The organism is Paenibacillus sp. GCM10027628, assembly GCF_042676385.1.
Lineage (GTDB): Bacteria > Bacillota > Bacilli > Paenibacillales > NBRC-103111 > Paenibacillus_E.
The window spans coordinates 235,128-247,818 of sequence record NZ_JBHTHA010000001.1; the positions used below are offsets into that span (position 1 = coordinate 235,128).

Below are 12,691 nucleotides of genomic sequence, written 5' to 3' on the forward strand. Positions count from 1 at the left end.
CAATCTGCCTTTGCTGTTTTTCTGAAACGTCCTGTTACACCTCATTCAAAAATTATATACCATGAACATCACAACTATCGGACAATATAAATTCAACTGTAACGTCTAAGTCGGAATGCAGCGTTAAGCGAATATGTTTACCATATTCATCGTAAAGCCCCTTTGTTTCTTGGGCGTTAACCATGGCTTTTATCCACGGAATGCCTACTTTTAATTTGATTTCATTATGATCTACGACTGATTTTAATGTAACATGCACAACGTTGGTGTCCCATATTAACTCTTTAACTTCCACTCGAGTTCTTGCCATCAATCCGTTTATGGACCCCGATTTCCATCCGGAAGGCAGCGCCGGAAGAACTTCAATTTCACCTGTATTGGAGAATAGTAGAGCTTCATTTATTGCTCCCACTGTGCCAAATAGGGTATCCGTACAATAACAGTCGCTTCTTCTGTTTGTGTCATGGTCTGTCATCATGGAAGTGTAGAACCCGGAATCCGCCATCATCGGCAGAAGGGAAGAGATGACCCCGTCCCCGTTTTTTAACCTTGCGTACACAAGAGCCTTGTGCATCCAGCCGTGTCCGGCTGTCGCGTCCCCAGTGTTGTATTTATTTCTGTTCTCGATGGAGATATTTGCCGCTTTCGTCAATTCATTATTGTTCTGAGTTTCATACGCAGGCCATGCCGGGTAGAGATGGCTCAAATGGCGGTGGTTGTTGTTTTCGGTGTATTCATTCATCGCCCATTCGCGTAAAGCGCCGTCCTTGTCAATCTTATAATCCGGCAGCAGTTCCAGCAAACCTTCCCATTTAGCGACTGCGGCTTCATATCCGTCGCGTTTTACCACTTTTTCCATGGTTATAACCATATTCAGTCCATCCCGCGCCGCGGAAATATCCATAGTGGCATTTGCCGTAATCGTACTGTTGTAACCGATTGGATTATTCTCCGGCGAATAGGTAGGGATAAACAGATATTTCTCGCCCGGATATAACGCTTTCTTGCCTTTCTCATAGCACGCATTCTCGTTTATATCCGTATAATATTCCGGCGTACAAAGCTGCTCCCAGAAATTAGCTTGCTTTGTTAGCAGCGGAAGCAAAATATCCCTTTCCAAATCCAAATATCCCTTTTCGATCAGTTGACTGAATTCATCATCCGTCAGCCCCCCGTCCCTTACACTAAGAAGCGTTTTCAGATCATGGATTCTCATGTTATCACAGATGGGAATCTGCTTGTTACCGTAACACTGCCAAAACTCGAAGATGGGAAGCAGACACCAGCTTGCTCCTGCATTCCAATATTCAAACGGATAATCATTGTCGTACTCCACATGCATTCCGCGATCGATATCCGAGTTTACTGATACCTGCAGGGCATCATGCATCCCGTAGGCCATTCGTGCATTGTATTCGAAGTCGGGTGCATTTCTCAAGAAGAATGTGATATACCCAAGCTGCGCTTGCGTTAAGTGGCCAGTATTCATGGGGGAAACCTGCAAATTCACGTTGGCGTCGAGGGTATAGATGCCACGCCAACCGGGATTCCATTCTCCGGTCCACATACCATACAACCGCGGCGCGCTTGAACCGCTGCAGCAAATTAAGGCATATCGTCCCTGGTTGTACACCTGCTCCATAAAAGCATGATTGATTTTGGTTTTCGATGCCTTTTGCGCGTTGATTAGCGATAAGTTGTCTGCGCTCTTATCATCCTCGTCGCCTTGAAGCGTAAAACATACAGCGTTAAATTCTGCGGACTGTTTTTGGGCATGCGGTGCAAGTGAGGCGTTGTAATCGAAATTGCCGCAGGAATCTTTATACTTTACCGCGACAGCATTCGTGTTTTTAAAAAGATTATCTACTATATCGTATTGCGTCATTCCGACAAAATCTTCGCTTTTGCCCATATCAAATGTCCTGTTCGATTGCGTTATTAGATATACGGCGTCGGCATCAATCACTTGAATCGCAGGATTTTGTTCCGTTCCGACGTTCATCGGTTCATTCGTGTCAGCAAGGAGTACTCTCTTCTTGAATCCATTAACAACAATAACCTGCGTCAGGCCTGCATATCCACCATCGATCAATTCGCTTCCCGGGTAGGACGGGTAATGGGCAACCTGTGCGATATATGCCGCATTCGGATCCACCAGCTTTTTGTATTGGAGTGCCGAAAGCTCGGTCGCGCCATCCTGCGCTTTGTACATACCCGAGATGTCGTCAATAGAGATAATCATGTTGATCTTTGCGCCGGCTGAGGATTGTTCAATCTTCGTAATCGAAACATTGTCTTCTCTGGATGTAAACGAGGTTCGAATCCACTCACCGAATTCATCGGTGTAACGCACACCAGTTTCCGCCGTCTCGTAATTCGTCCATCTTTCATACCCGGACACGCTTCTCTTATCCGTCACGCTCAATCTGAGCTGGTGTCCCGGATGGTAGCTGTAAAAAAAGGTTCTTTGCCTAGTTGTTCCGTCCGGAAAAGTAATCTTCCATTGATCATTCAGATGAAAAACATTCCATCTGGCCTCGGCAAGCTGCCCCGTTAATTCTTCCGGAATCACTCTTGGATCTCGGGACGGATAGTTGTACCACATATATTGAAAAATAAAACTGTCCGTATACGGCGAGCCTGACGTGATATACCCGTTTTCGCCGTTTCCGCTAATCATGCCTTCCCGCCACGCTAATCCGGGATTTATTGTTGGCACTTCTTTATAGGTGTTAGCGTAATTTCCTTTTTCGTATATTCGTGCGGTTCCCGATCCTTTAATCATGCTATTACTCTCCTAATCTGCTCGTTATAGTAATTATTATATCGAGTAGGAGAAGCCCCATGAATCGTTCAGAGCGACATAATAGAACACAAATATGTCGCAATTGCGCAGGCAGCAGGGGCAGAGAGAGGCTAAACCATCCGTCAACGTAGCGTTCCGGGTATTACTCACATGTAGCGAGCTCTTGCAGTTTGGAACCCTGCTACTATCCACTGGCCTTTTTTCCCAATCTCAATTCGCTCCCCACGCTTTTCCACGAATCGATCCCAACTATGTTTATCGAAAAAGATCTGCTTCAAAAGGTTCGCATTCATACCTCGAGATTATCAAAAAGAACCCGAAAAGATATAAATTCAATGTCAAAAAAGAAGAGAAGTTCCCCTCTCTTCAACGCTTTGCCTTATAAAAGTATAGCTTCATGAATGCCCATTTCTCGATCCGCGATACATACAATCGGCCGATCCCCAGTTCTTTAGCAATCTTCCACTGCGTCCGCTCTTTCACGTCGAGCTCAAGCCCAAATGGCGACATCCATAAACGCGGTGAAATGGATGCTGCTATCACAAATCCCATTTTATTTTCACTTCATTCCCAGTTCGAGAAGACTCATATATAGCATCCAGTATTAAATTATTGGTATACCCGGACATTGCAGAACAAATAGGTTCTTTCCCTTCACGGATACATTCCAGGAAGTGGCGGCTAAAACGATTCCGATCCCCCTCATCTTGATCCGGTTCGCGCAGTTCAATATCGATCGGTCTGTCGAACTTTTCCGTAAACAACTTGCCTTGAGCTCCTCTAAAGCAGGCTCCTCCCTCGGTCCCAAGCAATTGAATCAACGGTAAATTATCCGTATCCACATTGGCCGCCCAGCTTACATCTAGCGACAACGTGCTTCCGTCTTCCATTCGAATCAAAGCGGTAGCGAGAACCTCAACATCATAAATTCCATCCCAATTGGGCTTGCCCCATTTACCGATCCCTTTCTTCCGGGGGCCGAACGTATTGTCATCCTCAAAATGAACAAAGATGGAACCGCAGTCTTCGGTATCTACTTCTATCTCATCATATTCCTCATTGTAACCGTCGGTAAAAGTGGGCACCGCTCGCTTGGGACGTTTCCTGATCGGATGAATGGTCTTAACATCGGCAAACACTTCGATGATTTTTTTACCGAGCACATACTGAATCGTATCGCACCAATGGGAGCCAATATCTGCTACGGCTCTGGAATGACCATTCTTTTCTTTATCCAATCTCCAGCTATAATCCGTATCAAATAACAACCAATCCTGCAAATAACCTCCGGTGACAAGATGAACTTTTCCCAAGCGATCGTTCAACAGCATCTCTCGGGCCTGCCTAACCATAGGAAAATGACAAGCTTCGGCTAGACGCGCAAGTTCATTTGATTCCAAGCTGCTCCGTGCAAGCGGCTTCTCCGACATAAAAGTGACGAAATATATACTCTAACGACAAGAAATTCCCTACAAGGATTGGCTATGCACGTTTTGTCGGGTCGTGGTTGATTATGATACTTCACGCTTCCTACTCGCTTTATCCAAAGGGGGGAGCAAGCCGATAATGGGGCTCCTCGAGCTCTCCAGACTCTCCGCTCCCCGGCCTCTCAGCCAACTCCCGCATTCCGGCTAGTCAGCTGATTCCCACACCTACCAAGGCCGCTTCCCGCCGCCAAGCTTCGTCAAGATGCCGTCGTTGGCAGCGTCGTAAGCTTGAAATATTTTCGCCGCAATCGGGGATGCGCCATAACGCCCGAAGCCGCCTTCGGGCACGACAACCGCGACGGCAAGCTTCGGGTTCTCGACGGGAGCAAAGGCGATGAACACCGCATTTTCAATCGAACCTCCCGACACACTTTGGGTGGAAGTTCCTGTTTTGCGCGCCACATTAAACGGTAACTCCTCAATCCCCTCAGCCCCACTTTTCATCCCGTGGATAATGGTGTTCCAATCCTCTTTGGCAAACTCTGAGGAGGAATCCTCCAATACTTCAGGCTCTATTTTTCTAACCAACTGGCCCTGGTAGTCGCGAATTTCATCTACAAACAACGGCTTCATCCGCTTCCCGCGACTAGCCAAAGTAACTGCGTACTGAGCAAGCTGCAAGGTTGTCGTTTTCTCATTTTGTCCCCATGATGCGTAGACCATCGCTGATTGATAACTGTCTTTCACCGCATTTTTGATAAAATCATTAGATCCTGCAAGCTCACCCGGCAGGTCGCTCCCTGTTTTGATACCCATTCCGAATTTCGCCATATATTCTGCCCATTTGGCAGTCACAGCGGGATTCTCTTTGCCATATTTGGCCCAGAAAGGAATACCGACTTTTTCAGACATGAACGTGTTAGAGGAATGTTCAATGGCTCCGGCAGCATCCATATCCCCGTAAGCCGCTTTCCCCGAATTGGTGATGGTGCTATTGCCTCCCTTACCAAAGCTAAACGACCCCGTATCGTAATAAACTTTGCCATACCTGCTGAAAAATTTCTCTTTAAGCCCTATCAACACAGACATAGGCTTGATCGTTGAACCCATGAACACAATCGATGATGGATGTTTCGCATTTTCTTTTTCGTCTGGATACTTAGCTTTAGCCGTTCGAATGCTGCCATTGGGAATAAAGGTTTCGATTTCTTTATAGACACTTGCCGACATACCACCGGTCCACGCATTTGCATCGTAATCTGGATAGTTCGCCATCGTAACCACCCGTCCCGTATCCACTTCCATAGCAACTGCAAACCCGGAAGCTGCCTGCATCCCAACACTCATATACAAATCATTGGCGTGCGATGGGCTGCGCAAGTAGCGAATATGCTCCTCCAGCATTCGTTCTGTCGCTTTTTGGATATCTTTATGTATGGTCAAATATAAATTATTTCCTTTAACTGGAGCCGCGACTTCGGCTCTCCCTATTATTTTGTTAACGGCGTCAACGGGGTATGTCTTACTGCCGTTTCTGCCGCGCAGCTCATCCTGATACATACGTTCGATCCCATCAAATCCCACCTTTTCCGAGCTTAAATATTCCTGAACCATAGGGCTGTCTTTGTAGATTTCCTTAGCTGTCGGTGAAGTATAAGAGTTCGTATATCCCACTAAATGCGTAGCAATTGTAGTGTTGCCGTCATCATCCATTTCATAGGTGCGGATGCTTTCCTCCGTTACGTCTAACCATTTAAATTCATCCCTATGCTCTAAAATATAGGCGATCTCATTGTTGGACAAATCCGCCTTAATTCTTCGCGGAACCCAGTAATAGCTTGGTTTTTTGATTTCAACCTTATGGTAGTCATAGCCAATGTCCATGGCTAGAATGATTTCTTCTGGAGTCGGACTTTTCGAGTTTGGTTTGGCATACTTGTCGAAAACATCGGCTTTAAGCCGATCCGCTATAGCAATTAAGTCATCTAACTTTTGAGCGCTGGGATCAATTCGAAAAAATAAGGATTGCATAGGAATAGTGTACGCAAGCGGAGATTTCGAGGAGTCATAGATGTTGCCGCGAATGGGAGCAATTTGAATCGTTTGTGTGCCATTTCTATTCTCTGCGGCTTTATGCATTTTCGTTTGAACAAACTGCAGCATAGCCAATCGCACGATCAGTATGGAAAATAATACAAAGGTTACAAAGAAAAAAAGATTGATCCGCAGCGAAAAATGCCTCTTTTGAGCAAGCTCTTTTTTTTTCGGATCATCCGCAATCGGCGATTTCATCACTGTAAACCCCCTTCTGTGTTAGGATGTATCCTGAAACAGACGAAGGAACACATCAATCGGTTCACTAAAATATGGAAAAATTGGTTTAAGCCTGAGACAAGCCTTTTAAACGTTTTATTTAATGACTCTCAATAACGGACCTCACGATCGTTATGTTCAATATATCGCTCTTATCTCATGAATAACGGACTCCAGAGTCGTTATTACGCGAATAGAGAACACATTTTCATGCGTATTCGCAAATAGCTGCTTTGGTGTCCGTTTGCACAAGGTTGGAGTAAACCGATTGTCAAACATAATTGCTAAAAAGCAGCGGCTACCACAATCATAGGAGCTAAGGGTATTGTTCGATTTGTCTTCCCGCAGCGGAACTATCCGTTCCCGGATTTTCCACTTCTCATCCAACAAATCCGCAATCCGCAGCTTCAATAAATCGCTGAATACCCGTACTGTTGATTTAGACGGAGTAGAATGTATGGTACTTACTAACCTAACATCATAATACTCCACCTCGGTTACTAACCCATAAGGGGCGAAATAAATTCGAATTTCTTCCCTTGATTGAAGATATGTTTGTGTTTCAAATACGGCGATAAGCTTCCAAATTCACTTTCATTTATTTTTCACAACAATTCAACACTTATTGCACATTGTTAGTAGGCATTTTTATGTCGTTGTACTCGAATGTTTTATATTTATTTGAGCAATGTATATTTTGGTACACCCTTTTTTCTCAGAAATAGGTATAATGAAACGTACAGCACAGAGTTAAAAACCAGGAGTTGAAAGGATGCGCAAAATTCCTGTTACACGCGACGGAAAAAAAAGTTCGGAAACGATACTTATTTCATCTGAAGATGTCGTGAAATTGGATTTCGTTCGAAAACACGAGTACCTCGTTCATACGTTAGACGACGTGTTTTATTATTCAGATTCAGCCGATGCTTTCGAAGAATGGTTATATGAGGATGGATTTCGTTTAATTGATCAAAATAACCTTGTCAATATGAACTATATAACCCACTACGACACGGTCAAAGGGACCGTCTATTTAGGTACGCCTGACCGTTCACGGCAAAAAACAGCATCCGCCGCACGGATTCACCGCGAACATATTCTTAATGTTATGGAGATGCTTCGTATTGCCAACGAGCAGGACAATAACGCCCGCGGCAGTGACTTCCGAGATAAGTTGAAGGACGTTATCCCGTCTAACGACAACGATCAATTTCACCGGTCCTACGCCATGATTCAAGCTATTTATGAACGGACTCGAGCGGAAAAGCTGTTAGAGCAAAGCGAGCAACGTTACAAATCACTTCACGAAAACAATCCGGACGGAATTTTTTCTTTTGATAAAGAGGGAAACATTCTTAGTGTCAATCCGGCTGCTGTGCGGATTACAGGCTATTCATCGGACGAGCTCATGCATATGTCCATGAAACAAATCATTCCTCCTGAAGAAATCGAGCAATGGCGTCACTCGTTTAGAAACGCTTTGCATGGAGAAACGGAAAACTATCGGACATCATTTCTTCATAAGCTTGGGCACCCAGTTCCCCTCAGTCTGCTTAACGTGCCTATTGTCGTTGATGATGATATTACGGGTGTGTATGTCATATTTAAGGATATCTCAGAAGAACAAAGAGCCGAAGAACTGCTGATCAAGTCAGAAAAGCTCTCCGTGGTAGGCCAGCTTGCCGCCGGTGTCGCACATGAAATTCGTAATCCGCTTACATCGCTCAAAGGCTTCGTTCAGCTGCTCAAGGGTAAATCCAGCGATCATTCTTACTATTACGACATCATGCTGTCTGAATTGGAACGCATCAACTTCATTGTCAGTGAATTTCTGGTCATTGCCAAACCACAGGCCGTCCATTTTCAGCCTAAAGAATTGAAAGATATTTTGGCCAATACCATCGTTCTCCTTAATTCACAGGCGATGATGAACAACGTTCACATTCATAGCCGTATGGAAGTGCAAGTCCCCCCAATCCTTTGCGATGAAAATCAAATCAAACAAGTTTGTATTAATATTCTTACGAACTCCATTGATGCGATGCCGGGGGGCGGGGAAATCACTGTAGAAATCCGTCCAAACGGTGATGGTGAAATCGCATTGGTGTTCACCGATACGGGTGCCGGTATTCCTGAGGATAGGATTCCCCGACTTGGCGAGCCCTTCTATACGACGAAGGAAAAAGGGACTGGCCTTGGGCTCATGGTGAGTTACCGAATTATTGAAAATCATCATGGCCGCATCCGTATACAAAGCCAGGTGGACCAAGGAACTGTTGTTGAGATCATCCTGCCAACCTATATGGAAAGCAAAAAGCCTCCTTATTAAGTATTAAGGGAGGCTTTTGCCGTTGTTGCCTATAAACTCGCAGTGGGGCCAGGAACTGCTTAAGATACTGGATACACACTGCCACCGTATGGATACGGATAAGGGTACGGATATGGACATGGATATTGGTAAGGCGGGAATGGGCATGGGTACGGGTAATAAATTGGATACGTAGGATACGTGTTATAGTAGTAGGGAGCTACGACAATCGGAAATACGTCGATATCAGGAAAGTGACCGTGCACAGGATGGTGAACAAATTGTTCATGGCCAAATCCGGGACCAACGTGCCCAATTCCATGAGCGGGTCCGCCATGGAAACCTCCTGGCCCACCATGGGCTCCTCCGTGTCCACCATGGGCTCCTCCTACAGGCGGGCGTAATTCTTGCTCTTCTGCTTGCGTCATCTTCAGGATCACTCACATTTCTATTTAGTTTATTTGCCTAATGTAAGTTATGTGTGCAGGTGCCCAGTTGGTGAATGCCTATTTCAGAAATGGGCATTTACCTATATTCAACTCATTTTCCTCGACCTCTCCACATGTCACTAAGACCGACGAAAAAAACCACAATCGTCATCACGATGATAAATCGAAAATCCCACGCGTTAGGAAATTGATTCACTTGTGTTCCCGAAGCCCGAAGAACCAGAACAAACAACAGCAAAGCCAGATCAAAGAACATACAGTAAGCCATCCGCGCCGAGAGCTTTTGAAGCGGAAGCTTCTCCATCATTTTTTCAAAACCAAACAGGTCTGACCATTTTCCGGGATCATTGGAACGTTTTTGGGGGGAATTGTCTTTGGGCGGGTCAGCGCTCGATTTTTGCTCTTCCGGCATCTTGCTCACCACGAATGCGCACGCTTTCTTGCGCATCCATCCACATGATAACGGCACCGCTAAGACCGATCCCCATTATGAATATTCCCCCCAAGGGTGATAAGAGCTCTACCTGCCACGTCAACACAAACGCCAGAAAACTTACAGAAAATAAGAGAAACGAACCTACTTTTTTCAATAGGCCACCAAACCTCATTCATTGCACCTCCCTTACTACTTGAGATCATATAGTATATGAGAGATTGATAGATTTGGTGAAAAAGAAAAGACCGCTTCTTCTCTCGAAGTTGCTAGAGGAAGAACGGCCATGATCCTATTTACCTATTCAAAAGACTTCCCACGTATCTCAGCAGCTCATTCGCACATACCGGGCAATAGCCATGCTCATCGATTAACTGTCTCGTCACTTCGTTAATTTTCTTCAGCTGCCGCTCATCCGGCGTTTTCGTGGATGTCGTGATCTTCACGATATCCTTCAGATCCGCGAACAGTTTCTTCTCAATCGCTTCTCGCAGACGCTCGTGACTGCTGTAATCGAACTTCCGCCCTTTGCGGGAGTAGGAGGAGATGCGGATCAGAATTTCTTCGCGGAATGCTTTTTTCGCATTCTCGGATATGCCGATTTGCTCTTCAATGGAGCGCATCAGCCGCTCATCCGGATCCATTTCCTCACCGGTTAACGGATCTTTGATTTTACCCCAGTTGCAATAAGCCTCGATGTTATCCAAATAGTTGTCGAACAACGTTTTGGCCGACTCTTCGAAGGAGTACACGAATGCTTTTTGCACTTCTTTTTTGGCGATATCGTCGTATTCCTTGCGGGCAACAGAGATGAAATTGAGATAGCGTTCTCGCTCATCTTTCGTTATCGATGGATGCTGATCAAGGCCGTCTTTCAGGGCGCGAAGCACATCTAGCGCGTTAATGCACTGAAGATCTTGGCGGATGAGTGCGCTGGAAATCCGGTTAATGACATAACGAGGGTCGATGCCGCTCATGCCTTCCTCGATAAACTCATTTTGCATTTCCTTCAGATCGGCTTCTTTGTAGCCTTCGACCACTTCACCGTCGTACATGCGCATTTTTTTGACCAGATCCATGCCTTGCTTTTTCGTTTCTTTCAAGCGGGTAAGGATTGAGAAAATGGCGGCCACACGCAAGGAGTGCGGAGCAATATGAATGTGCGACATGTCGCTCTGCCCGATCAGCTTGTAGTAGATTTTCTCTTCATCAGAAACGCGCAGGTTATACGGAATCGGCATGACGATCATCCGCGATTGTAAGGCTTCATTCTTTTTGTTCGCGATAAATGATTTGTACTCCGTTTCATTCGTGTGTGCGATGATTAATTCATCCGCACTAATTAACGCGAACCTGCCCGCTTTGAAGTTGCCTTCTTGGGTCAATGAAAGCAAGTTCCATAGGAACTTTTCATCGCATTTGAGCATTTCCTGGAATTCCATGATACCGCGGTTCGCTTTGTTCAGCTCCCCATCAAAACGGTAGGCGCGCGGGTCGGACTCTGAGCCGTATTCCGTAATTGTGGAGAAATCTATACTTCCCGTCAAATCGGCGATATCCTGGGATTTGGGGTCAGACGGGCTGAATGTTCCGATACCGACTCGCCCTTCCTCCGAGACGAGCACGCGTTCGACAAGCACATCTTCGATGCAGCCGTTGTACTCGGTTTTCAGGCGCATTTGGCAGGAGGGACATAACGTACCTTCAATTCGTACACCGAGTTCCCGCTCTACCTCTGAACGAAGCTCTTGTGGGATCAGATGAAGCGGATCCTCATGCATCGGGCATCCTTTGATCGCATATACGGCACCTAAATCCGTCTTGGAAAATTGCTCCAGACCGCGTTTCAGCATGGTCACAATTGTCGATTTACCACCGCTGACAGGACCCATCAGCAACAATATGCGCTTACGAACATCCAATCGACGGGCGGCGGAGTGGAAATATTCCTCCACTAACTTCTCAATGGCGCGATCAAGGCCGAAAATTTCCTGGTTGAAAAATTTGTAGGACTTGTGGCCGCTTTGATCATTAATGCCTTGGGAAGCGATCATTTCGTATACTCTGGAGTGCGCGGTTTTCGCAAGGCCAGGGGTTTTTCGAACCAAGTCTATGTACTCCGCGAACGTACCGGTCCAGGCCAGCAATTCCTTCTCCGTACGATGCTCCGTAATCCTTTTGAATATGTCCATGGGTACCTCCTTTCACTGCCGCCTTTAACTATCAGGTCAGCTCGTGATGGTGAATTGTGTATTACAATCCTATGCGCTCACGGAGGATAAGTTTCCCGAAATTTTTAAGCAAGTGTGATTTATCGCGACAGAGCGCGAATCATTGTGCAGGAGAAAGTTCATGGGTTTTCCCTGCCTCAATGGAAACTCCACGCACAAATTACGGCCATCCACGGCAATCTATTCTCCCTCGCATTACGCCTGAATCGCATTACATATACGTACTCTGCATAAGCCCGTCTTCGCCGCAAGTATGGATGCCTCCAATACTTGTCCATGGTGCCACTTCAGGGTGTAGTCGCCACGAGCCCGCAGAACGAATGCATTTCCTTCCGACCAAGCAGCAGGCAGAGCGGGAAGCAAGGACAGCTGTAGAGCCGAAATCCCCGTCAATTTGAAATGGAGGCTGCGCATCGAAGAGATTGGAATATGTAGATTTGCGCAGCATGTGACTTAAATGCCTATAGGACTGTTCACTATCTTCCAATCTGGCAAACATCCGGGTCGTGCCCGACAACTGAGGATCGAGCGCCAAATCGGCAATCAAATTTGAGAGCAGGTATAGTCAGTAGATTTAGAGAACAAGTTCGCAATTAGCGCACTTGTTGGACTCAATTTTATTGGAGGCATGTCCAAAACAGGTCTCGAAAGAACAAAGGTCTTTAATTAAAGAACCATCTTCGTTATATATGGACATTTGTTCTTTAATCGATCCCTAGAGGAG

The 12,691-nt window shown here is 45.8% G+C and carries 10 protein-coding genes and 2 pseudogenes; 2 read left to right on the forward strand and 10 right to left on the reverse strand.

The genetic code is table 11. The features are described from left to right. Positions 1-52: 52 nt before the first annotated feature. The 4 genes and pseudogenes from ACFQZT_RS01070 to ACFQZT_RS01085 all read right to left on the reverse strand — a co-directional run bounded on the left by ACFQZT_RS01070 (position 53) and on the right by ACFQZT_RS01085 (position 6,525). Positions 53-2,785 carry a glycosyl hydrolase family 95 catalytic domain-containing protein gene (locus tag ACFQZT_RS01070; RefSeq protein ID WP_379295680.1) on the reverse strand — a complete coding sequence of 911 codons (2,733 nt, stop codon included), beginning with the start codon at positions 2,783-2,785 and terminating at the stop codon, positions 53-55. A gap of 387 nt (positions 2,786-3,172) precedes the next feature. After that, positions 3,173-3,307, reverse strand: a pseudogene (locus tag ACFQZT_RS01075) (sigma factor-like helix-turn-helix DNA-binding protein); the annotation flags it as partial. Between the two features lie 38 nt (positions 3,308-3,345). Then, complete coding sequence (locus tag ACFQZT_RS01080) at positions 3,346-4,236, reverse strand: Gfo/Idh/MocA family protein (protein WP_379295682.1); 891 nt, start codon at positions 4,234-4,236, stop codon at positions 3,346-3,348. Positions 4,237-4,458: 222 nt separating this feature from the next. Next, a complete protein-coding gene (locus ACFQZT_RS01085; RefSeq protein ID WP_379295684.1) occupies positions 4,459-6,525 on the reverse strand; it encodes a peptidoglycan D,D-transpeptidase FtsI family protein in 2,067 nt (688 codons plus the stop codon). A gap of 793 nt (positions 6,526-7,318) precedes the next feature. Here ACFQZT_RS01085 and ACFQZT_RS01090 point away from each other — a divergent pair. Both ACFQZT_RS01090 and ACFQZT_RS01095 read left to right on the forward strand, forming a co-directional pair. Further along, a complete protein-coding gene (locus ACFQZT_RS01090; protein WP_379295686.1) occupies positions 7,319-8,875 on the forward strand; it encodes a PAS domain-containing sensor histidine kinase in 1,557 nt (518 codons plus the stop codon). 22 nt (positions 8,876-8,897) lie between these two features. Further along, a complete protein-coding gene (locus ACFQZT_RS01095) occupies positions 8,898-9,050 on the forward strand; it encodes a hypothetical protein (protein WP_379295688.1) in 153 nt (50 codons plus the stop codon). A gap of 24 nt (positions 9,051-9,074) precedes the next feature. On the opposite strand, the gene ACFQZT_RS01100 is transcribed toward ACFQZT_RS01095, so the two are convergent. The 6 genes and pseudogenes from ACFQZT_RS01100 to ACFQZT_RS01125 form a co-directional block, all read right to left on the reverse strand. Continuing rightward, positions 9,075-9,233, reverse strand: a complete 159-nt coding sequence (locus ACFQZT_RS01100) for a hypothetical protein (protein ID WP_379295690.1) — start codon at positions 9,231-9,233, stop codon at positions 9,075-9,077. Between the two features lie 161 nt (positions 9,234-9,394). Then, positions 9,395-9,715, reverse strand: coding sequence for a hypothetical protein (locus ACFQZT_RS01105; RefSeq protein WP_379295692.1), 321 nt, complete (start codon positions 9,713-9,715; stop codon positions 9,395-9,397). After that, on the reverse strand, positions 9,687-9,911 hold the full coding sequence (locus ACFQZT_RS01110; protein WP_379295694.1) for a hypothetical protein: 225 nt from the start codon (positions 9,909-9,911) through the stop codon (positions 9,687-9,689). Before ACFQZT_RS01110 ends, ACFQZT_RS01105 begins: the two co-directional genes overlap by 29 nt. A 121-nt stretch (positions 9,912-10,032) precedes the next feature. After that, the gene (locus ACFQZT_RS01115; RefSeq protein ID WP_379295696.1) at positions 10,033-11,928 is read right to left on the reverse strand and encodes a PrkA family serine protein kinase; all 1,896 of its coding nucleotides are present in this window, start codon (positions 11,926-11,928) and stop codon (positions 10,033-10,035) included. A gap of 234 nt (positions 11,929-12,162) precedes the next feature. After that, positions 12,163-12,381, reverse strand: coding sequence for a glycoside hydrolase family 95-like protein (locus ACFQZT_RS01120; RefSeq protein ID WP_379295758.1), 219 nt, complete (start codon positions 12,379-12,381; stop codon positions 12,163-12,165). After that, a pseudogene (locus ACFQZT_RS01125) lies at positions 12,338-12,466 on the reverse strand (glycosyl hydrolase family 95 catalytic domain-containing protein); the annotation flags it as partial. The pseudogene ACFQZT_RS01125 and the gene ACFQZT_RS01120, both read right to left, overlap by 44 nt. Positions 12,467-12,691 lie beyond the last annotated feature (225 nt).

What these genes read in the sequence shown, in the direction of transcription:
- ACFQZT_RS01100 (WP_379295690.1), bottom strand. Translation starts at nt 9,233, where the DNA reads ATGGTGGACACGGAGGAGCCCATGGTGGGCCAGGAGGTTTCCATGGCG.
- ACFQZT_RS01105 (WP_379295692.1), bottom strand. Translation starts at nt 9,715, where the DNA reads ATGCCGGAAGAGCAAAAATCGAGCGCTGACCCGCCCAAAGACAATTCC.
- ACFQZT_RS01080 (WP_379295682.1), bottom strand. Translation starts at nt 4,236, where the DNA reads ATGTCGGAGAAGCCGCTTGCACGGAGCAGCTTGGAATCAAATGAACTT.
- ACFQZT_RS01085 (WP_379295684.1), bottom strand. Translation starts at nt 6,525, where the DNA reads ATGAAATCGCCGATTGCGGATGATCCGAAAAAAAAAGAGCTTGCTCAA.
- ACFQZT_RS01090 (WP_379295686.1), top strand. Translation starts at nt 7,319, where the DNA reads ATGCGCAAAATTCCTGTTACACGCGACGGAAAAAAAAGTTCGGAAACG.
- ACFQZT_RS01070 (WP_379295680.1), bottom strand. Translation starts at nt 2,785, where the DNA reads ATGATTAAAGGATCGGGAACCGCACGAATATACGAAAAAGGAAATTAC.
- ACFQZT_RS01120 (WP_379295758.1), bottom strand. Translation starts at nt 12,381, where the DNA reads ATGCGCAGCCTCCATTTCAAATTGACGGGGATTTCGGCTCTACAGCTG.
- ACFQZT_RS01110 (WP_379295694.1), bottom strand. Translation starts at nt 9,911, where the DNA reads ATGAGGTTTGGTGGCCTATTGAAAAAAGTAGGTTCGTTTCTCTTATTT.
- ACFQZT_RS01115 (WP_379295696.1), bottom strand. Translation starts at nt 11,928, where the DNA reads ATGGACATATTCAAAAGGATTACGGAGCATCGTACGGAGAAGGAATTG.